Source organism: Rahnella ecdela, assembly GCF_019049625.1.
In the GTDB taxonomy this organism is placed as follows: Bacteria; Pseudomonadota; Gammaproteobacteria; order Enterobacterales; family Enterobacteriaceae; genus Rahnella; species Rahnella ecdela.
Genome location: NZ_JAFMOY010000113.1, coordinates 38,205 through 59,984 on the forward strand (window position 1 = coordinate 38,205; position 21,780 = coordinate 59,984).

A 21,780-nucleotide genomic window follows, 5' to 3' on the forward strand; every position below is an offset into this window, starting at 1 on the left:
GTTTTCAGATCAGTCTTTTTTACCCAACATCTGGCGCAGGATCGCTGCGGAATCCGCTGGCTGAAGCGCCAGAATTCCTGAATAAAGGCTGATGGAAATTTCGCAGACTTTTTCGCGATCCACATCAGGTTTGGTCAGATCGCTGAACATCTGCAATTGTTCGCCGTACATATTTGCCAGCGCCTCGCGTACCGGGGCCATCATCTGCACCACTTTTTCGGTGCTGACGGCATCAGGTTCCGCGGTCTGCCCGTTGCCGGTCGCCAGCAGTAAATCGTTCATGGTGTTGAGATCTTTCTGGAACAATTCCGGAGGCAAAACCTGCGTGGTGTTAATGCCGCCGCTGACCTGCGGATAAAGGAATTTAAAGCAGCTGCCATCTTTGCGCGCCTGCAATGTCTGCATTTCTTCCAGATTGACCTGCATCGCCTCGTTCACATTGGCGTCCGGCGCGTGGGTGATACGCTGCGAGAGCAACACGGACACCATAGGTTTCACGGTGTCGATGGCTTCCTGCTGCGTCTTGCCCTCTTTCTTCATGTTCAGAATATTACTGCGGATCTGCGCGTACAGCGCCGGTTCCTGCATTTTGATGGTGTTATACAGCGGCAGGGCTTCCAGCGCCTGATCAATTTTCTGCTCTTCGTCCGCACCAGCCAGACGCGGTTTGATCACCCCGCCCCACAAAATATTGCCGCCGACGATCAACACCAGAAATAAAACGACCGCCGGGATACGCCCGATTTTGCCTTTTTTGTGTAACGCCCCAAGCAGCGAGCCAACCACCACGCCGCTGATGCCCCACACCATCACTTCTGTCCAGTTCATAATCCGTTGCCTTCAGAAAAATTAATGACTTCCAATTTGTGCGACCGCATCACGGCTGGCATCAATACGCGCCTGCCCGTGTAGCTCTGTCAGTTTGCCCGTCCGCATTTCCAGCAGGCGGTCAGCGTGTTCAAAATAGTGATCATCGTGGCTGATTGCCAGCACGGTTTTCCCCATATCACGCAATTGCGGCAACAGCTCACGATAGAACGTCCGGCGGAATTGCGGATCCTGATCTGCCGCCCATTCGTCGAGCAACAGGAAATCACGCCCTTCCGCCGCCGCCAGCAATAACGCCACTCGCTTGCGCTGCCCTTGTGACAGTTGCAGGTTGGTTACTTCGTTGCCGCTGAACTGCAGTTTTTCTTTCATTTTCAGACGTTGCAACCAGTCTTCCACAATCTGAGGATCCGGCTGGCCGCCCTGCGGGCCGATCAGCTGCCCAAACAGGTGGAAATCGGTAAAGACTGCCGAGAAAATCTGGCGATACTGTTCGGCATTTTCTGCAGTGACCGGCACGCCGTCGAGAAGGATTTGCCCTGAACGCGGCTGATACAGGCCGGTCAGCAACATTGCCATCGTGGATTTTCCGCTGCCGTTGCCGCCAATCAGGAATACCAGTTCGCCACGGGTGATGGTCAGATTCAGCGGGCCGACGCCAAAACCGGCGCCTTCTGCTTTGCCCTCATAGCTGAACATCAGGTCGCGCAGTTCCAGCGTCTGCCAGGCTTTTGCCGCCACAGCGGGCGTAAACGCTTCGTTGTATTCCGCCAGTTTCAGCGATTTCAGTTTGCCAAAGGCAACCTGCGCGCTGAGCAGCGTCGGCAGTGCACCGACAGCCTGCAACATCGGTGTTCGCAGGAACAGCAGCGTCAGGGAATACGTCGCCGCCACTTCGGTATTGGACCACCCCATGCCATTGGCCATAAAGAACACCAGGCCGATAGCGCCCAGCATCATGATATTCGACCAGTTCACGGCACTCAGATGGAAGGTATCGGCGCGGATAATATGGTGGCGGTATTCTTCGGCATCTTTACGGTAAACCTCGTCAAACAAATGACGCGCCCGCTCGCGGTTCAGCGCCAGCTCTTTGCGTCCTTCAATCACTTTCTGATAATCGGTTTGCAGTTTGTCTTCTGCATCGCGCACTTTCGCCAGATGGCGGTAAACGTGTGACACCAGCTTAAAGCCGCCAAAGATAGTGATCACCAGCCAGATAACCGTCACCAGCAGCATTTCCGGCGACAGCCACGCCAGATATCCGGCGCAACCGATGGTCAGGATAATTCCCTGCACCAGTTCCGGCAGGCGCACGAACGCCAGCGTGATATTGCGGATGTCGCTGCCCAGACTGGCAAGCAGTTGCGCGTTACCGATTTGCTCGATGCGCTCGATATCGGTATCTAAAATACGTTTGATGAATTGTCCGCGCAGGCGGTAAATGAAGTGGTGGCCGAGCACAGTCAGGGCCAGCTGGGAGCCTAATGTCACGGCCATCAGCAGCAGTAATAAACCGAGAAATTCCGGCAGAACAATTAAGGAAGCCTGCGTGGTTTCAATCAGTTTCAGATTAATAAATGCGATCAGGCCAATGCCCAGAATGGCGCTGAGCAAACTCAGCGCCATTACACCTAAAAACGGCCAGCGGTATTGCTTAAAAACGACGCGTAACAACTCCATGAATTTTTCTCGTTCTGAATGCAGGAAAATGATGCTGCACGCAGTTTAATGACACATCTTGTCATATCAAGAACAATTCTCATTTTCCCTGTTATCCGGTTTTATGACCATGCGCTCAAACTTACCGGCCACCACCAGATAGCCGAACATGCCGAGCAAACCGTGCGCCCCGACAAACCACAGCGCGAGGTTAAAGGAACCGGTCGCCGCGACGATATAGCCGATGACCACAGGCGTGATAATCCCCGCCACGTTGCCCAGACAGTTAAACACCCCGCCGCTGAGTCCGATCATTTTCTCCGGCGCGGTATCGGACATCACCGCCCAGCCAATCGCTGATAAACCTTTACCGAAGAACGCCAGCGTCATCAGCGCAATCACCGCCGCATCCGTCGATACAAAGTTCGCCATCGCCAGCATGGCGGCGAAAAACATGCCCAGCACGAACGGTGTTTTACGCGCTTTCGAAGGGCTGACACCACGGCGGATCATGTAATCCGACATCACGCCGCCCAGCACCCCGCCGGTAAATCCGCAAATCGCCGGTAAAGCTACCACCCAGCCCGCCTGCATGACCGTCATTCCGCGCCCTTTGATCAGGTAAATCGGGAACCAGGTCATGAAGAAATAACTCATCGACGTAATGCAGTACTGGCCGATGTAAATGCCCCACAGCGTGCGGCTCTGGAACAGTTGCATCACTTCGCGGAAGGTGAATTTCTGGCGCGAAGCACGGCGGTTCAGCTCCAGATCGACCAGCGCGCCGTTGGCACGGATATGTTCGAGTTCGGCGGGTTTGATGTGCGGACTGCTGTGCGGCTCTTTATAAAAGGCGAACCACAAAATCCCGGCGAAGAGCCCGACAGCACCCATCCACAGGAACACATGTTCCCAGCCAAGCGCGTGAGTCAGCCACGCCATAATCGGCGTGAACACGCCAATCGCCATGTACTGCGCGGAGTTAAAAAGTGACGTCGCCGTGCCGCGTTCGTTGGTCGGGAACCAGCAGGCGACAATGCGCGCATTGGCGGGAAAAGCCGGAGACTCCACCAATCCGAGCATAAAGCGCAGGAAGAACAGCATAATGGCCGCTGAAATACCGCTTACGCCGAACCACCCGACGGTGCCCTGTAACATCGTAAACACCGACCACAGCACCAGGCTGCAACCGTAGACCCGCCGTGCGCCAAATTTATCCAGCAGCCAGCCGCCGGGGATTTGGCCGATCATATACGCCCAGGCAAACGCCGAGAAAACCATGCCGAGCATGACCGGATCGAGGTTCAGAACCCGCGATACTTCGGTACCGGCTATCGACAGCGTGGCGCGGTCGGCGTAGTTGATCACCGTGATGGCGAAGATCATACCGAGCACCACGTAACGGAAGTGACCCGGTTTCGCCGCTTCGGCTGCCGATTCGCGGACAAGCGGTTTGGCGTTATCTGACACATCTGTAGGGGACGTCATGTTTTCTCTCCAGACTTATGATTGCACTCCCTGCTTTTTGTGACCGGATGCACAGTTTTTGCGGTTTCGGTCACGCCATTTAGATCTAAAAAATCCAAATTAATTAACAGAGTAGAAACATTTGGCGATACGGTCTAAGTTAAAAAGACAATGGAACAAGTCAAAAATTGAATGATTGAATTAAACCAGTTGCGCTGTTTTGTGGCGGTTGCAGAGGAATTACATTTCGGCCGGGCGGCGAAAAGATTGTTCATGACGCAGCCTCCGCTGAGCCGGCAGATTCAGTTGCTTGAGCATGCGCTGGGTGCCTGTTTGCTGGAACGAACCAACCGGCATGTCAGCCTGACCGCTTCGGGAAAGACGTTTCTGCGCGACGCAAAACTGATCCTCGAATTCACCGGGCAGGCGCAGGAAACCGTCAGACGCGTCGAGAAAGGCGAAATCGGGCGGCTGATGCTCGGCTTCACGGCGGTCAGCGGCTACTGGCAAATTCCGCAGATTATCGCTCTGGCAGCGCAGGAATTACCTGAAATCACGTTGGTGCTCAAAGAGATGGTGTCGTCCGCACAGTTGCAGGCGCTGGCGGCGCGTACGCTGGATATCGGCTTTGTCCGCCAGCCGGTGGCGTTATTTCCGCTGGCCTATCAGTGCGTACTGCGTGAGCCGTTATGCGTGGCGCTGCCCGTATCATCACCGCTGGCAGCCAGACCGCGACTGCGTCTGCGCGACTTTGCCGGACAACCTTTCATCATGTATTCCGCCACCGAAGGCAAATACTTTTACGACTGCGTGGCCGGACTGTTTGCGCAGGCCAACGTCGTGCCGCATTACGTGCAACATTGCAGCCAGACCCACACCATTCTGGGGCTGGTGCGCGCCGGTATCGGGCTGGCGATTGTGCCCGAAAGCGCCCGTCAGCTGGGGTTTCCTGACATTCTATTTCGCCCGCTCAGTCATCCCGATGCGTTTGCGGAAATCTACATGGCCTGGCGGCAGGACGGTGAAACTCCGGCGCTGGCCGCTTTCCGTCAGTTGGTGACGATGCACAGCACCGCCAGTGGCGCTATCGCAAGAAAAAAGCTGACAGGCCGCCGTGCGCTTCCTAAACTGAGGTAATGGATAAAGAACAAGAACTTCGCCGAAGTAAACGTAACGCGCTCGGGCTGCTGCTGATTGCCGCCGCCCTGTTTGTCATCACCCTTTTCCTGTCGCCCAACTTCTGGGTTTCCGGGCTGAAAGCCATTTCCGAAGCCGCGATGGTCGGCGCGATGGCCGACTGGTTCGCCGTCGTGGCGCTGTTCCGTCGCGTGCCGGTGCCGTTCGTCGCCTCGCATACGGCGATCATTCCCAAAAACAAAGACAAAATTGCCGACAATCTGGCGGTCTTCGTGCAGGAAAAATTCCTCGCCCCCGCGACACTTATTACGCTCATCCGCCAGCACGATCCGGCACGGATGCTGACAGACTGGCTGAACGCGCCGGATAATGCGCAGCGGTTCGCAAAATATGCCGTGAAGATGATCCGCGGCTTTCTGGATGTCACTGACGATCAGCGTATCGCGCAGCTTATCCGCCGCGCGCTGTACCGCGTAATCGACAAAATCGATTTATCGGCCTCAATAGCCACGCTGCTGGAAAGCCTGACCAAAAACGGACGTCATCAGGAACTGCTAGATCAGGCGATGGATCAGCTGGAAATCTTGCTGGCGAAAGACAGTACGCGACAGTTTATCTCCGCGCAGATTGTCGGCTGGATGAAACGTGAACATCCGCTGACCGCAAAACTGCTTCCGACCGGCTGGCTGGGCCGTAATGGTGCGGATCTGGTTTCCAATGCGGTGAATTCTGTCCTCGATGATATGGGCAACGATAAAACCCATGCCTTCCGCAAAGGGTTCGACCGCTCGGTACAGAACTTTATCTGGAAGCTGCAAAACGACCCGGCGACCGCGCAGAAAGCCGAAGACATCAAGCAATACCTGAAAGATGACGAGAAGCTCAATGCATATGTCCTGCAACTGTGGGGCGATATGCGCAACTGGCTGAAAGAAGATTTAGAAAGTGAAGATTCGCGGGTTTTCGCCAAAGTGACCGAGTCCGGGCAATGGCTGGGCAATGCGCTGGCGCAGGATGAAAAACTGCGTATCTCACTGAATCAGCAAATGGAAACTATCGCGGAGAAAGTCGCGCCGGAATTCGCAGAGTTCCTGACGCGTCATATCAGCGACACGGTGAAAGGCTGGGATCCGCGCGATATGTCACGGCAAATTGAGCTCAATATCGGCAAGGATTTACAGTTTATCCGCATCAATGGCACGCTGGTCGGTGCGTTTATCGGCCTGACGCTGTATCTGCTGTCACAATTACCCATCGCTATTCCGTGGGTGATGGCGAGGATGTAATAGTTTGCTCCCTCCCCTGCGAAGGGGAGGGTTGTCGGGGATATGAAAGACAAATCACAAAGCCAAAATATGCACCCACCATTATTTTAACTGCTCACCTTATTGCCCGACTAATTCTATTGGAATAGAATCATCCGACTTAAATATAACAAAACACTTTTTATTCGGATTTTTATTACCAGCAAGGATGCGTAAAAATGATTTATTCGAGCAGGACGCTGTTTCTGTCCTCTGTTGTTTTTTTATCAGGATGCAGTTCTCAGACTAATATCACTCAGCAGGCGGAATTACAGCCTTCTGTCAGTAAAACCACCCTGCATATGCAAAGAATTTCCACTCTGGAAGATAAAGACGCCGTCACGATTAATGCCGGACAACTTCAGCCGGGAGATATCCTGCTTTCCTCGTCAACCGGCGTGACGTCGCTGGGCATCAGATTATTCAGTATGACTGGCGTCAGCCATGCTTCGGTTTATCTGGGCAACGGCGAAGTCGCTGAAGCGGTCGGAGATGGCGTACAAATTATTTCTCTTGAAACCGCATTAACTCACAGTAATTCGATGGTGAGTTTACGCAAACAGAAATTAACGGATTTGCAGGCGGCTAAATTAAGAATTTTCTCTCAGAATAATCAAGGCAGAAAATATAACTACAAAGGCATTATTATCATCGCGCCTTATACACTGACTCGCAGAGTTTGTGATTTACCGCTGTTTTTCGGAAAGGGAAGAAGCACCTGTATAGACACCCTCGCGACGGTACAAATTGGCAGTACACCAGAAACTCAGAAAACTTTTTTCTGTTCCCAGTTTGTTATTGAAGCCTTTAACTTTGCAGGCAGTCCGATTACCGCATCTGACGCACTGTGGATATCGCCTGCGGATCTGCTGCATATGCGCGAAGGGGATGTTTCTTCTTTCGTTCCGGTTCAGCCGTTGCATTATGTCGGCCATCTGAAAAAGTGGAATTTGTACGACGCCGTCTTTGGATAAAAACCAGTAAATGTAAGTGCCTCCCTTTGGCGGGAGGCACTTACCGACAATTACTTCACAGATTTACTGAACGCATCCACAGCCAGTATGGCGTTCGCCACGTCTTCGGCAGAAAGATTGCGATTCAGGTTACCCAGCGTATCGCCCTCGCCGCCTGCCAGTGCACCAACTTTCACCAGATTGGCAAACGATTCATTTTCCAGATGCATTTCTTTCAGCGTTGTTGGCATTTTGATGGAACGGTAGAAACGCACATACTTCGCGATTTCTTCGTCAGGACGCTGTTCCAGCACCATTTGGGTCAGCGTTCCGTACGCCACTTTTTCGCCGTGGGTCAGATGATGAATGTCACCGGAAATCGCGGTAAAACCGTTGTGGATAGCATGCGCGCCTGCCAGACCGGCGTTTTCGAAACCGAGTCCGGAAAGCAACGTGTTAGCTTCCACCACGGCTTCCACCGCTGGCGTGACCAATTTCTGCTCCACCGAGGTATAAGCACTGTAACCATAGGTCAGCAGCGTTTTCTCGCAAGCTTCAGCGATTGCCATACCCGCAATCGTCGGGTCGCCGCCTACCATTGAGTGAGAATGCGAACGCAGAACAGCCTGCGCCTCAACAAACGTCGCCAGACCATCAGCAATACCGGAAGCAAACAAACGCACCGGGGCCTGCGCGCAGACATGCGTATCGACCAGCACCAGGTCCGGGTTTTTGTTATAGAAGCGGTAAGACTCGAACACGCCTTCGTCCGAATAGATAACGGACAGCGCGCTGCACGGTGCATCGGTTGAGGCGACAGTCGGTACAATCACCACATTTTGTTTGAGTTCATCAGCAATGGCTTTCACGGTATCGAGCGTTTTTCCGCCCCCGAGACCGACCACCACCTGTGTTCCGGCATCACGGGCAATGGCCGCAAGACGGGAAATTTCGTTCGCGGAAGCTTCTCCGTTAAAACGTTCATAATGGAATTCAACGTTGGCTTTTTTCAGTGAAGCTTTAACGCGATCACCGATAATTCCCCAGACGACATCATCAGCTATCAGGAATGACTTTCCGCCCAAAGCCGGCAGATAATCCCCTAATTCATCCAGAACACCGCTGCCCTGAACGTATTTCCTTGGCGAAGAGAAGATAAATTTACTCATGATAAAAACCTCTTTTCGTTGATAATGTTTACGTGAATGACTTCCCTGAGGGTACTCCAGCGCAGCACGAAGCCCAACCCTTTTAATTCACATTAACAGCATGACTTGCAAAGAAAATTTTCAAATAATGAGGATGTTTAGAATATTAAGCGCAATTATTTTCCATCAATTTAATACCCCAAAATGATTATATAAATTGGCATGATTTTCCCTCGGATTTACTCAACCAGTTGTTAGCTTTCATCTATTGAATACATCCATAAAAGCGACTTCCACTTATCAGTCAGTCCCGTAGAATTCACGTCATTGGCAGCACGTCGTAAGCAGTGGTCATTAGCCAGCTCGCTGTTAGCCATTCCATTAATATTCCAGACGTTAATAAGGGAACAGCATGTATAACTTTCAGCGCTACAACGCCAAAGAACTGGCGCTTGCCTACATGAGCAGCAAACCACACGATTTTTCGCCAAATGAATTTTTACAGCAGTTGAAAGAGGTCGAAAAATCTTTCGACGCTGCGCTGAGAAACCCTCAGCAACACCCGCAGAACGGAATGCTGGTGAAGGCGTTTTGATTGCCATCTTGGCCTTCATCAGTTGAGTACCGTGCGTTACCCTTGCTTTACCCTTTGAAGTTTTTTTGCAAGATCCTGTGTCTGGTTCAACTGCAAAATAAGATAATGTAAAAAAGCAAAAGCCCCGAATTATCGGGGCTTTTTGTCTTGTTGAATGACGTCTTACTAAGGGACTACTTCGTCATCTGGCGGTCATCAATGTACTTGCGTTTTTCCGGCGCTGGCGGGAAATACTGATACAGCCAGGTTTCTGACAACGCGGTCTGCCCGTTGCGCAGGAACATGCGCAGCTCAACCGGAGCTACAGAATCGCTGTCCGGATACCAGTCGAACAGAATGCGATAGCCATCGAACGGCTGTACATACAGAATTTCGATGTTTTTGATTTTACCGTGAGAGACGTTGATGACCGGTTCGATACCTTTATCAGCAAACGCTTTCAGCTCACCACCGATGAAATCAATGGCGAAACGACGCGCCCAGACTTGCGGATAGTTCTCGCCCGGTGCCCATCCTTCCGGGAAACCGCCCATACCGGTTCGCGTCGCCAGCACATTGGCCAGCGGACTGCGGTGCGGCGGCTCGGAACTCCAGTACAGCTTGTAACTGAAGCTGAATTCAGCCCCGGATTTCACCGGTTTTTCCGGTTGCCAGAAGCACACCACGTTATCCAGCGTTTCGCCGGTGGTCGGAATCTCCATCAGATTGACAGCGCCCTTCCCCCAGTCTCCGACCGGTTCGACCCACAGACTCGGACGCTTGTTGTACCAGCCAATCACGTCCTGATAATTGTTGAAATCATGATCAAGCTGCAACAGGCCAAATCCTTTCGGGCTGTTATCGCTGAAAGCATTGAACTGCAAACTTTGCGGGTTATTCAGTGGACGACAAATCCATTCACCAGAACCGGTCCACATTTCCAGACGATCTGAATCATGAATTTGCGGATGAATGGTATCGCAGCGCCCGCGCTCACTGGTGCCACAGCTGAACATACTGGTCATCGGAGAAATACCCAGCTGTTTGATATCCTCGCGGGCATGCAGGTGATTTTCAATTTCCATGACGACGCGGGTCGGTTCGCAGCGGATCACGAATTTATAAGCACCCGTGATACTCATACCGTCCAGCAATGCATAAACAGTAAATGTGGTATCGCCAGGTTTCGGAGTATCAAACCAGAACGCGGTGAAATCCGGGAACTCTTCCGGCTGGTCAGTGAAGGTATCCACCGCCACACCGCGGGCTGACAGGCCGTACTGATAGGTATCATCCACCGCACGGAAATAGCTGGCGCCCAGGAAAGAAACCACGTCGCGGCGCGTCAGCTCCGGCGCTTTGTTGACTTTAAAACCGGCGAATCCGAGGTTAGAGAAGCCTTCCAGCTGTTTGGTATCCACACCTGCATCGTGATAGTTAAACAGTTCCGGGCGGAAATGAATTTCACGCGCCAGATGTTTCACCGGATCCACGGAATACATGCGCACGCGGCGTTTAAAGCCCATACCGACGTGGAACAATTCCACATCCAGCTGGCGGTCTGGCAGACCATTCCACAGTGAATGTGCATGATCGTACTGAATAGCGTTGTAAGCCTGGGGTGTCAGTTCAGCCAGCGTTTTAGGCAATGGCTGCGGTGCGCCACCGTAGGGCTTATCCGCCAAATCTTTCGCCATTTTTTTCAGCGCATTGAAATCAAACGGCAATTCGCCGCCGTCTGCCACATTCGCCTCTGCCGCTTCTGCGGAACGGGTGAACAGTGTGGACATTGCCGGCACACCACACCAGGCGGCGAATGCCATAGATGCTTTAATAAATGCTCTTCGTTCCATGCCAGAATCGTTTCCTGTACTGGGCAAAAAATCTGGGAACTTCGTCACAAAACGCAGTCCCCGCGTAGTCAGTATTTTCTGACCCTAAGGCTAACGTAAAATTCACAAGCCGAGTACAAGAAATTGAATGCATTCAGCTAATATTTTGCTTGAAAAAGTCAGCGCATATGACTGTGCTCATGCCGCGTATGGCAGGGGCTGAGGCGGTTTTTGGAAACGGAAACTCCAGTAACAATTACAGCCACTATTTGATGATAAAGCCGTGGCGAATTTAGGAGCATTCTGTTACCGGAGCCTTACTATTCTTCAACTCGCAGACAAGCAGACAATATAACACCGGCGTCTGTAGGGATAAGACTCCCGGTAAAGCCTATGTTCAAGAGATAAACTGAATTCGGATTATATACACGAATTATTAATAATACCGCCACAGACATTTATTATCTGTTAAGTGAATATATTAATTTCATACATTATCCTGATGATTACATTTAATTTGGATTAAATTTTAATACTACGGCGGAGATCAATAATGTGTATTCCTATGCGAATATCATAAGACCTTATCAATGAAATATAAGGTCAGAACAAATGAAGGATGAACTGGGAGTCCCTGTGCCGGTAGATGAACTCAGGGGAACGGCGGCCGGGTATTTTGGTGATTACCTGCGGGGCAACGTTCCTGTTAATCAACTTATACCTAAACATGAGTATATACAGGACACAATAGGGTTGGAGAGCGCGTTTAATAAAAACAATCAACATTTAATGTTACTGACACTTGAAGAGGCCGACTCGGTCCTGAATCAATTACTCACGGGAATTGATTCTACCGCAACATACGCAGGAAATATAAAAGATGGCAACACCGGCCTCAAAAACATCAAAAACCTCACAACGTATTATAACGATTCTAACAAACTCGTTTTCAATTTTAAAGGTTTAGGCATTAAAGCAATCCTCTACAAAATTAAAGGAGTCGAATATGTGAAAATTACCGGCCGCGCAGGTATCCGCAGGATTCTTAAAGGTACCCGATATGCCATTAATAACCCACAGGTGCTTGAATTAGGCATAGGTAAAGCGGGGATAAACTCTGGGATTATCTCGGGCATACACTTCAGTATTTGGTTTTCGCTTGCATACAGAACCATAGAGTTAATATTCAAAGATGAGTATAACATTGTGGATTTCATTGGCGACATTACCATGGATATGGCAAAAGTTATTGCAATCGTCTTCGTGACAAAATTAATGGTATTAGCAGGAGGATGGTTAATTACTGCAGCAACAACTGTCGTTATTCCTGTTGCGTTGGGTATCGTTGCGATAGTGGTTATCGGTGTTGTCATCACTTATTCCTTAGATACTATTGACCGGCATATGAAACTTTCAGAAAAATTAAAGAAAATGATTAAAGATGGCTTAGCTGAAAGAAATTCAATTGAGAAGTGGAATTTAATGCACCACTCGCCTTTTAACTCATCTTTACACTTCGGAGGCTAGATGCCAATCAGGAATTTTATCGTCATCCTCATTTTCACACTAATTTTTCCTGTTACACTCTTTTTCCTTTATAAATTTTGCCTGGTAGATGCCATGCTGTTATTCAGGTTCAGCGATGCCATTTACTTCAACTGGCGAGTTTTCCCAATATTGACCACGATACCTATGGCAGTATATTTTGAAGTTCTGTTTGTTAGTTGCTTTTTCACCAAAAATAAAAAGGCAAGCCCTGCATTAGAGAAGTACATTTTACGTATGACAGCGATAACCGTTTTAATGTTTTTCCCTGTATTGCTGGCATGCCCGCTTGTTAACTTAGGATTTGCTTTCTCCTCTTATCATAACTGTGCTGTTGGTGGAGCTTTTACCGGAGTTTTCTATGTTAAGGATGAAAACCAGTGTTACACACTCACCGGAGTTAAATCCTGGAATAAGAGTCACGAGAAATTTAATCTGGAACATAAGCTTGGAATAGATGACTAGAAGTGCCGGACTTCAGGCCTGACAGGTGATAAACCGCTCACCCGTCAGGCATTTGAATTTTACATCACTCTGTCATTCCATAAACTATATGCACTAGTTCCCGCTGAAACATGTTCCCATGTAATCGTTTCATAGGAGAAAGTAATGGCTTCCTGTGGCTGTCCTTGGCTATCGTGAAGAACATGCGGAAGCAAAATATGCAAATCGGTAATTCTCGCACCTGTTAACTTGAATTTATAAAATAGCTCGTTAATATCAAATTGATTTATGCGGTACACGTCAATATCACAGGTGAGAACTTCATTTTCGGAAATTGCTTTCCCAATTAATGGGGAGGACTTATCCAACGGTTTAGTGATAATGACCGGATGGTGTGCAGCATTCTGTTCACGTGAAATCGAGTGGCTTAATTCATAAACCATGATCTGATCTAAATGGGCTAATTGTGCTTTGTTGCCAATAGAGTCCAGCGACGAGCATCCTGATGATATTAACCCCTGAGTTTTACCATTTAGAGTTAGATAGATTTCATTAGCCATAAGGTTATTTCTTTAAGTTTAATATTTTACAAAAAAATATTTCCATCCCGAATAATAAGTCATATTAATGTTTATAATTCATAGTAAGCATGAAGCCGGATGAATATAACATCCATTCATTAGTTAAACTGTGACAAAAAGCTAAAACAAATTTTCTTAGTTAATTTTTAACCTCATGGTTCGCAGTAAAATAAGATATTAAATTATTATGTCGTTGCTATCAGCAATCCCAGCCCTGCCATGCTAAATTGTTATTGTTCTGTAATTCCTATGCTTCACATATTGAGGTTAACGCATGTCAGATGAACCTATCCAGCAAAAAGCACGGGCGTTGTACGCTCAGCTCACCGGCGAGATTTCACTTCCCTGCTCGCTTCATATTAACGGCGCAGGAAATCTGACATCTTATTATCCGGTTACGCCGCTCATCACCGCGTCTGTCGCATTAGCCGTGATGGCGTTAACGCGTTTACTGGCGCTTCAAGACGGCGGACACGAAACCGTTACAGTCGACCGGCGGCTTGCGTCGCTTTGGTGTAAAACCAGTATAAAACCAGAGGGTTGGGAAATCCCGCCCGCGTGGGACAGTCTGGCGGGGGATTACGCCACCGCTGATGGCTGGATCCGGCTGCATACCAATGCTCCGGCGCATCGCAAAGTGGTGGAATCCCTGCTCGGTAAGGCGCAAAACCGCGAAGCCCTGGCACAGCGGGTAATAATGTGGAAAAAGGCTGAACTGGAACAGGCCGTGGTTCTGGCGGGCGGATGCGCCGCGCAGATGCTCAGCCCGGATGAATGGCAGCAGCATGTGCAGGGGAAATCCCTGCAAAATGAGCCGTTGTTTCAGCGCTCTTTATCCCCTGCCACGGCACTACCTGAGTGGGCGTTATCCCGTGAAAAGCCGCTGGCAGGCATAAAAGTTCTCGACCTGACTCGGATTATCGCCGGGCCCGTCGCCACACGTTTTCTGGCCGGACTAGGCGCGGATGTGCTGCGTATCGATCCCTTCGGCTGGGATGAAACCAGTCAGGAAGCTGACCTCACATTAGGCAAACACTGCGCCCGGCTCAATCTGCATAACCCGCAGGACCGTCATCGTTTCGAAGAATTATTACGCGATGCGGATGTGATCGTCCATGGCTACCGTGCCGGTGCGTTGCATAAACTCGGCTATGGCAGCGAGCAGCGCCGTGCGATCGCGCCGGGTGTGGTGGATGTTTGTCTGAATGCCTATGGCTGGAGCGGGCCGTGGCGCGAGCGGCGCGGCTTTGACAGTCTGGTGCAGATGAGTTGCGGTATTGCACAACAGGGAATGACACTGTCAGGCAGTAATAAACCGGTGCCTTTACCGGTTCAGGCGCTCGATCACACCACCGGTTATCTGATGGCGGCAGCAGTTTTGCAGGGTTTAGCGCAACGAATGGAAAACGGTCAGGGCAGCGAATCCCGCCTGTCGCTAGCACGTACCGCACGGGAACTGATGGAAAACGGTGCAACAGCCGTCAGCGACGAACCGCTGACTGAATCCGCACATCAGGCCGACTTCTCACCTGAACAGGAAATCACTGTCTGGGGCAATGCACGACGTTTACTTGCGCCCGTCTGGCTGGAAAACACCTTGCTGCAATGGCATCTACCGGCATTACCGCTCGGTTCTGCCTCTGCCAGCTGGCAATCCGATTCGTCGGGAAAATGAGGTTTGACGCGGTCTGGTCACCTTTAAGACAACAATGAAAACGCCGCTTTGCGATATTGCAGCGGTGTTTTGCCAATCATTTTCTTGAAACGGGTGATGAAGTACGGGGCGTCTGAAAAGCCGCATTGCAACCCAATTTCTTCGACCGAACGGTCGGTTGAGCGCAGCAGTTCGCAGGCGCGCTTGACCCGCCGCGTGGCGAGGTAATCCTGAATCGAGCCCCCGGTTTCCTGCCCGAATACCCGCGATATATAGCTTTCAGAAAGACCAAGAGCCGCCGCAAGGTCTGCCAGTGAAAACTTCTGCACGTAATTTTCTTCTATCCACTGCATCACTTTCGAGGCCGTTGTGCGGCTGATGGTTTTCGGCTGCCCGTCTTCCGCAGGCATAAAGACCATCAGTTGCAGGATTAACAGGGTGATTTCTTCCCACTGATCCGCCTGCGATTCGGACAGCTGATTAAACTGTTCGAGGATCACTTCAATATGGCTGGCGTGTTCGCTCAGATCGAAAATAGGCGCGGCGCGGTCGGCATCCCATAAACTGGCGAAGCGTCTGCGACGCTGGGGGAAAGATTGCAGACAACCATCCAGCAGCTGGTGATCGAGATGGATTGTTGTGCGCAGATAGGCGTTTTTCTCGTCTGCTTCCACAAAAACTTTATGCAGTTTGAAGGGTGGAAAGACAAACATCCGGCCAGGCCGCAGCGTGTATTGCTGGTTATCAACAATCACAATGCCATAGCCCTGACTGACAAAAAGTAATTCCAGGCACTGATGCCAGTGAAAATAATTAGCGCTTCCGCGGTTCATCCGGTTAAAAGAAACCTGACGTTCGTTAAGGGCAATACGTTCGAGATAATCAGATGCCGGCATTATGGTGGATCCCCCTTCATGGTTTTTTACGTCTTTTTATTCAGGACAACAAAACACAATTTTCAGTCTGATTTTTATAATTTAAGCCCTTTTACCCGCCATTTAATAAGCACAATTTCAAAAATCACGCCATTCTGTGAAGCAGTTAACAATCAGCGCCGTTCACTTCTCTATATTTCAATCTCAATGCAGAGAATTGAAATAATATTTCAAATTAATAAACCCCTATTTCTGGTTCCCACTCAGTCTCCGGGAGAGTCTTGATGACCCTGAATATTGTGAACATCGATAATCCGTTGTGTACCCGCGACGATATGCAGAAACTGCTCAATGACTTGCTTTCAGCGGTTTCACCGTATACCGAAGAAGGTAAAAGCGGCATTGATCTCGGAAATACCACCACACATTACGGTAAAGAGATTGCCAAAATGGAAGCGCTGTCGCGCATGTTGTGGGGGATTTTCCCGCTGCTGGCCGGTGGCGGTGAATGCGCGAACCTGCCCTTCTATCTCAATGCGATTCGCTTTGGTACCGACCCGCAACATCCGCAGTACTGGGGAAAGATCCGCGATTTTGACCAGCGTTGCGTAGAAATGGCCGCTTTCGGTGTCGGGCTCACGCTGCTCAACACGCAGTTGTTGCAGCATTTCACTGCACAGGAACAGCAAAATCTGGCGGACTGGCTTAATCAGGGACGCGACGCGACCATTCCCAACAATAACTGGAATTTCTTCCCGGTCATGGTGCAGATGGGCTTTAAGCAGTCCGGTCTGCCCTGGGATCCGGCTGCCGTGGCTGCCCGATTTGAGCTGATGGAAAGCTATTATCTCGGTGATGGCTGGTATTCAGACGGCCCCGGTCGTCCGCGTGATTACTATATTTCGATGGCGTTTCATTATTACGGGCTGCTCTACGCACAAAATATGGCGGATGTGGATGCGCCGCGTGCCGCTATGCTGCGTGAACGTGCTCAGCGCTTCGCACAGGATTTCATTACCCTGTTCTCCGCTGGCGGTGCGGCCGTGCCTTTCGGGCGCAGCCTGACTTATCGCTTCGCGGAAGCCGCGTTCTGGAGCGCTGCTGCGTACAGCAAGCTGGACGTGTTTACACCAGGCATCATCAAAGGAGTGATTCTGCGCCATCTGCGCCACTGGCTGAAAGAGCCGATTTTTGACCGTGACGGCGTGCTCAGTATTGGTTATCACACACCAAACCTGGTGATGGCCGAAGACTATAACGCGCCGGGTTCACCTTACTGGGCGTGCAAACTGTTTCTGGTGCTGGCGTTGCCGCAGGACGATGCATTCTGGCAGGCCGAAGAAGCGCCGTTGCCGGAATTGGCCCGCGCCCACTGTATTCCTCATGCCAGCCAGATCCTGACACGCGACGGGGAAAGTCAGCATGTGGTGATGCTCACTAGCGGACAGCTTGAGCTGAATAATTTCGTCAATACCGAAGCCAAATACACCAAGTTCGCCTATTCCAGCCAGTTCGGTTTTACCCTCGACCGTGGTCGTTACGGGCTGAAACACGCCGGTTGTGATTCGATGCTGATGTTCTCAGAAGGTGACGGGTATTTCCGCGGACGCCGCGACTGCGCCGAAACCAAAATTACCGGCTCGATGATCTATTCCCGCTGGTTACCGTGGCATGACGTTTGCGTGCGCACCTGGCTTATCCCCTGTGGCGACTGGCATTTACGTGTTCACCATATTGAAAATCAGCGTCAGCTTGATACAGCTGAAGGCGGTTTCGCGGTTATTCAGGATCCTTCTACACAAACCGAAAACACCGGTGATCGCCGTGCTATGACGGTCACCGCACGTAACGGCATCAGCCGGATTGTCAGCCTGGAAAGGCTGGCCGCACGCGAAGCCGGAGCGGTTATCACCCCGCCGAACAGTAGCATTATGTTTGCCGAAACCGCCGTTATTCCGGTGCTGCAAAACACCCTTCCCGCAGGTTCTCACTGGCTGATCACCGCCGTGTGTGCCTCTGCAACAGCGGATATCAGCCACAAAGACGTGCCGGAAGTCAGCCTTGAGGGTGAGCAGCTGCGCTGGCAATCTCCGGGCCACAGCGGCCATATCACGTTGGATTAACCGTCAGAGTCCGTTTCAGGAGTCACTATGAAAGCCATAAAAACCGCCAGTAAAACGGCTTACTATAAAATGAGCAGCTTTATATTCCTGTATTTCTTCACCTGGTCTTCGAGCTTCGGATTGTATGCCCTGTGGCTTGGCCAAAAGGCCGGACTAGACAGCGTCAGTATCGGCACCGTGTTTGCCATCAACGGCGTGTTCGCGGTGATCATGAAGCCGGTATATGGCTACATCATGGACAAAATAGGGATGAGCAAATCCCTGCTCTATTTTGTCGTGCTGGTTTCCGCGCTGATGGCTCCGTTCTTTATTTTCGTCTATCAGCCGCTGCTGGACAGCCATCTGATGCTCGGAATTATCGTCGGCGCACTGTATCTGAGCCTCGGCTGGTACGCCGGTGTGGCCGCTTCGGAATCCTACGCCGATCGCTTCAGCCGTCTGTACCACATGGAATTCGGACAGGTGCGTATGTGGGGCTCGCTCGGCTGGGCGCTGGCGGCCTCGTTTTCCGGCGTGCTGTTCAATCTTTCTCCCGCCTGGAACTTTGGTCTGAGCAGCGCCACATCGCTGGTTATGTTAGTGGTTCTGTTGTCACTGAAGATTGGTGATGAAGAACTTAAAAATAATGACGTAATTTCTTCGCAAAAAATCATGTTCGGCGACGTTATTTTGCTGCTCAAAAACCGCAAATTCTGGATGTTCTCGATGTATGTCGCGGGCGTGGCCTGGATGATGTTTGTCGCCGAACAACAGTTCTCACGTTATTTTGTCACGTTCTTCGACACCAAAGAACAAGGCAACGCGTGGTACGGCTATCTGAGCACCGTGCAGTCCGGCATGGAATTCCTGATGATGATGGTGATCCCTTTCCTGGTGAATTATTTTGGCGCCAAGAAAGGCTTGCTGTTTGTGGGTGCGCTGGTGGGATTACGGCTGATCGCTTCCGGGCTGACTCACGATCCGCTGCTTATCTCGATTATCAAACCGTTCTACGGGCTTGAAATCGCCCTGCTGCTGGTGTCGGTATTTAAATATATCGCTGAGCATTTCAGCAAACGTGTCAACGCCACCATGTATCTGCTGGGCTATCAGGCGATGATTTATGTTGGCTCAATCGTGGTCGCCCCGCCTGCCGGTTACTTCTACGATCGCATTGGTTTCGAACACACCTATCTGGTCATGGGCGGCATTGCGCTGTGCTTTACGCTGATTTCCGCTTTCACTTTATCGGCCTGCCACAGCCTGCGTTCCGGCGTGCCTGCCCCGGCAGCATCCGCCGAAAGCAACGGCGAGCTCGCGCCGCTGAAACGGTGATCGCCACAATCCAATTCATAGAAATCAATCCACTGAAATAAAAATACTTATTGCTCTGCAAAAGGGAGACGTTATGACGCTTAACATCATGAAAGAAAAGTTACTGCCTGTTGAACTGAATCAGCTGGACAGAATTGCGTTCGCGCAGAAATTACAGCAGGCACGTCAGGTGGTGCTCAGTAAAATTTCCCGCAATCTGGATAAATTTGGCGATAAGTTTCCGTCAGAAAACTGCGAAAACGGCCACTACAAACTGACAGACAATGTGGAATGGACCACCAGTTTCTGGACCGGTCAGCTTTGGCTGGCTTATGAGATGACCGGAGACGACCGGTACCGTCTGGCGGCAGAAAAGCAGGTGACCTCATTTGGCAACCGCATCGCTAACCGCATTGACACCGCTACGCACGATCTCGGTTTTCTCTACAGTTTGTCCTGCGTCAGTGCTTTTAAACTGACCGGTAATCGTCAGGCGCGCGGATTTGCCCTGCTGGCCGCTGAGGCACTGATGGAACGCTTCAATACCAAAGCGAAAATTATTCAGGCATGGGGTGATTTGAAGGATCCGGAACAGGCCGGACGTATGATTATTGACTGTAATATGAATCTGCCGTTGCTGTACTGGGCGAGAGAACAAACCGGCGAACCGCGCTTTGCCGAGGCCGCACGCGCCCATGCAGAGCAGGCAGCGAAATATATTGTCCGCCCGGACGCTTCGACATATCACACGTATTACATGGATACCGTGACCGGTGAGCCGCGTTTTGGCAACACGCATCAGGGTTATGCCGATGACTCCTGCTGGTCGCGCGGTCAGGCCTGGGGCATTTACGGATTCCTGCTCAGTTATCGCTATACCGGTGATGTAGAACAGGTCGAGCTGTCGCGTTGTCTGGCGCATTACTTCCTCAACCGTCTGCCGGAAGATGATGTGTGTCACTGGGATTTAGCATTACTGGGGACCGATGCGGTTCGCGACAGTTCTGCGGCGGCCATTGCGGTGTGCGGGTTGCTGAGTCTGGCAACAACGCTGCCCGCCACCGACGACAAACGTGCGTGCTACGAGGAAATGGCGCTGCGGATTATGGATTCACTGACTGAGAATTATCTGGCCGGTGAGCAGGAAGATTGTGACGGACTGCTTAAGCATTCTGTGTATCACATGGCGAGCGGCAAAGGTGTGGATGAATGTTGCAGCTGGGGCGATTATTTTTATGTTGAGGCTCTGACGCGACTGACGCAGTGCTGGCAATCCTACTGGTAATCACTGTGACGCAGCGCTGACATGCTGCGTCCGCTTTTATTGCCATATTTCATTCGTGAATTGTTTTTAAGCATAAGCAGCATCATCATCTCCCTGCGAAGTGTTACATCGTGTTACCGTAACATCCCTATTCTTAAGTCATTCTTCTATGTCCTTACATCCATTAAGAATAATCCGAATTTGTTCCATTTTTTTGTTCAGTCACAAAGTTAATCCTGACATAAACCAAATTAATCAAAAACCTCCCTGCCTGTGAATAGCAAAAAATATCACTTCCACGCCGCCATCTTTCATGCAAAAAGTAGAGTCAGCGCTCATTCTTTGTGCTTTGCGCTGACACCAAAGAATCCAATCATTATGCAGAACAAGGACGTCCAACGAGGACTTACTATGCAAACGATAATCTTGGATCCATGCCGGTATACCCGTCTGGGGTTGCAACAATTACTCACCAGTGAACAGGAGGTCAGTTACGCCACCCATTTTGACCAGTTACATGCCGGATGCATCAGACTCAATCCCTCTGTGGTGTTTATCAATGAGGATTGCATGTTGTCTCAGTCACAGAATAAAGAACGACTGGGCGAACTGATTACTGACTGCCCGGAGACGTTATTTTTTATATTCATGTCCCGTACCCGTATTCATTTTGAAGAATATATTTTTGTTCGTAAGAACGTGATTATCACCTCGAAATCGATTAAGGCAGAAACGCTCCGGCAATTACTGAATCATCCTTCACTCCCGCAGGCACAGGATCCGGCCAGTTGCGCGGCTCTGGATATCAGACCGGTGATGCTCAGCCGTTCAGAATCCGCCATGCTAAGAATGTGGATGTCTGGTAACGGAACGATTGAAATATCTGATAAGTTGCAAATCAAAACAAAAACGGTGTCTTCGTATAAAGGAAATATTAAGCGGAAAATAAAGTCACCGAATAAACATATTATTTATCACGTTGTTCGTTTGTGTGATCAACTCACCAATGGAATTTACGTGAATTAACCCTTCTCTGGTTCCCGCTACAGGCTGTGTCTTAACGTAGCCTGTAGTGCTCATCATGTAATCTCCTGAA

The 21,780-nt window shown here is 50.5% G+C and carries 18 protein-coding genes; 11 read left to right on the forward strand and 7 right to left on the reverse strand.

From position 1 onward, the window contains the following. Window positions 1–9: 9 nt before the first annotated feature. The 3 genes from J1784_RS05460 to J1784_RS05470 all read right to left on the reverse strand — a co-directional run bounded on the left by J1784_RS05460 (window position 10) and on the right by J1784_RS05470 (window position 3,978). Window positions 10–828: a hypothetical protein gene (locus J1784_RS05460; RefSeq protein WP_217148362.1), complete on the reverse strand. Its 819-nt coding sequence runs from the start codon at window positions 826–828 to the stop codon at window positions 10–12. Window positions 829–849: 21 nt separating this feature from the next. Then, entirely contained in the window at window positions 850–2,511 is a 1,662-nt protein-coding gene (locus J1784_RS05465) for a multidrug ABC transporter permease/ATP-binding protein (protein ID WP_217148363.1), read from the reverse strand. 66 nt (window positions 2,512–2,577) lie between these two features. Then, the gene (locus J1784_RS05470) at window positions 2,578–3,978 is read right to left on the reverse strand and encodes an MFS transporter (protein WP_238485407.1); all 1,401 of its coding nucleotides are present in this window, start codon (window positions 3,976–3,978) and stop codon (window positions 2,578–2,580) included. Between the two features lie 171 nt (window positions 3,979–4,149). Between J1784_RS05470 and J1784_RS05475 the strand changes: the two genes are divergently transcribed. The 3 genes from J1784_RS05475 (at window position 4,150) to J1784_RS05485 (ending at window position 7,372) form a co-directional block, all read left to right on the forward strand. Further along, the gene (locus J1784_RS05475; RefSeq protein ID WP_217148364.1) at window positions 4,150–5,094 is read left to right on the forward strand and encodes a LysR family transcriptional regulator; all 945 of its coding nucleotides are present in this window, start codon (window positions 4,150–4,152) and stop codon (window positions 5,092–5,094) included. Then, window positions 5,094–6,380 carry a DUF445 domain-containing protein gene (locus tag J1784_RS05480; protein WP_217148365.1) on the forward strand — a complete coding sequence of 429 codons (1,287 nt, stop codon included), beginning with the start codon at window positions 5,094–5,096 and terminating at the stop codon, window positions 6,378–6,380. Before J1784_RS05475 ends, J1784_RS05480 begins: the two co-directional genes overlap by 1 nt. Window positions 6,381–6,577: 197 nt before the next feature. Then, entirely contained in the window at window positions 6,578–7,372 is a 795-nt protein-coding gene (locus J1784_RS05485) for a YaeF family permuted papain-like enzyme (protein ID WP_217148366.1), read from the forward strand. Window positions 7,373–7,422: 50 nt separating this feature from the next. Here the strand turns inward: J1784_RS05485 and J1784_RS05490 are convergent, their stop codons facing one another. After that, window positions 7,423–8,520, reverse strand: a complete 1,098-nt coding sequence (locus tag J1784_RS05490; RefSeq protein ID WP_217148367.1) for a glycerol dehydrogenase — start codon at window positions 8,518–8,520, stop codon at window positions 7,423–7,425. A gap of 391 nt (window positions 8,521–8,911) precedes the next feature. On the opposite strand from J1784_RS05490, the gene J1784_RS05495 reads away from it, so the two are divergent. Next, the gene (locus J1784_RS05495) at window positions 8,912–9,094 is read left to right on the forward strand and encodes a hypothetical protein (protein ID WP_217148368.1); all 183 of its coding nucleotides are present in this window, start codon (window positions 8,912–8,914) and stop codon (window positions 9,092–9,094) included. A gap of 173 nt (window positions 9,095–9,267) precedes the next feature. On the opposite strand, the gene J1784_RS05500 is transcribed toward J1784_RS05495, so the two are convergent. Then, complete coding sequence (locus J1784_RS05500; RefSeq protein ID WP_217148369.1) at window positions 9,268–10,926, reverse strand: glucan biosynthesis protein D; 1,659 nt, start codon at window positions 10,924–10,926, stop codon at window positions 9,268–9,270. 591 nt (window positions 10,927–11,517) lie between these two features. Between J1784_RS05500 and J1784_RS05505 the strand changes: the two genes are divergently transcribed. Both J1784_RS05505 and J1784_RS05510 read left to right on the forward strand, forming a co-directional pair. Continuing rightward, a complete protein-coding gene (locus tag J1784_RS05505) occupies window positions 11,518–12,432 on the forward strand; it encodes a hypothetical protein (protein WP_217148370.1) in 915 nt (304 codons plus the stop codon). Continuing rightward, window positions 12,433–12,915, forward strand: coding sequence for a DUF1240 domain-containing protein (locus tag J1784_RS05510; RefSeq protein ID WP_120508137.1), 483 nt, complete (start codon window positions 12,433–12,435; stop codon window positions 12,913–12,915). 59 nt (window positions 12,916–12,974) lie between these two features. Here J1784_RS05510 and J1784_RS05515 read toward each other — a convergent pair whose 3' ends face one another. Then, window positions 12,975–13,454, reverse strand: coding sequence for an Hcp family type VI secretion system effector (locus J1784_RS05515; RefSeq protein WP_217148371.1), 480 nt, complete (start codon window positions 13,452–13,454; stop codon window positions 12,975–12,977). Window positions 13,455–13,749: 295 nt separating this feature from the next. Here J1784_RS05515 and J1784_RS05520 point away from each other — a divergent pair, with 295 nt between their 5' ends. Beyond that, window positions 13,750–15,150: a CoA transferase gene (locus tag J1784_RS05520; RefSeq protein ID WP_217148372.1), complete on the forward strand. Its 1,401-nt coding sequence runs from the start codon at window positions 13,750–13,752 to the stop codon at window positions 15,148–15,150. Between the two features lie 23 nt (window positions 15,151–15,173). On the opposite strand, the gene J1784_RS05525 is transcribed toward J1784_RS05520, so the two are convergent. Further along, window positions 15,174–16,025: an AraC family transcriptional regulator gene (locus J1784_RS05525; protein ID WP_217148373.1), complete on the reverse strand. Its 852-nt coding sequence runs from the start codon at window positions 16,023–16,025 to the stop codon at window positions 15,174–15,176. Between the two features lie 263 nt (window positions 16,026–16,288). On the opposite strand from J1784_RS05525, the gene J1784_RS05530 reads away from it, so the two are divergent. From J1784_RS05530 to rcsA, 4 genes are all read left to right on the forward strand, one after another. Continuing rightward, complete coding sequence (locus J1784_RS05530) at window positions 16,289–18,127, forward strand: DUF2264 domain-containing protein (RefSeq protein WP_217148374.1); 1,839 nt, start codon at window positions 16,289–16,291, stop codon at window positions 18,125–18,127. A gap of 27 nt (window positions 18,128–18,154) precedes the next feature. Next, on the forward strand, window positions 18,155–19,441 hold the full coding sequence (locus J1784_RS05535; protein WP_217148375.1) for an oligosaccharide MFS transporter: 1,287 nt from the start codon (window positions 18,155–18,157) through the stop codon (window positions 19,439–19,441). Between the two features lie 73 nt (window positions 19,442–19,514). Beyond that, window positions 19,515–20,705, forward strand: a complete 1,191-nt coding sequence (locus J1784_RS05540; protein WP_217148376.1) for a glycoside hydrolase family 88 protein — start codon at window positions 19,515–19,517, stop codon at window positions 20,703–20,705. Between the two features lie 390 nt (window positions 20,706–21,095). Further along, window positions 21,096–21,710 (forward strand): transcriptional regulator RcsA, encoded by a 615-nt coding sequence (gene rcsA, locus J1784_RS05545; RefSeq protein WP_217148377.1) that lies wholly within the window; start codon window positions 21,096–21,098, stop codon window positions 21,708–21,710. Window positions 21,711–21,780 lie beyond the last annotated feature (70 nt).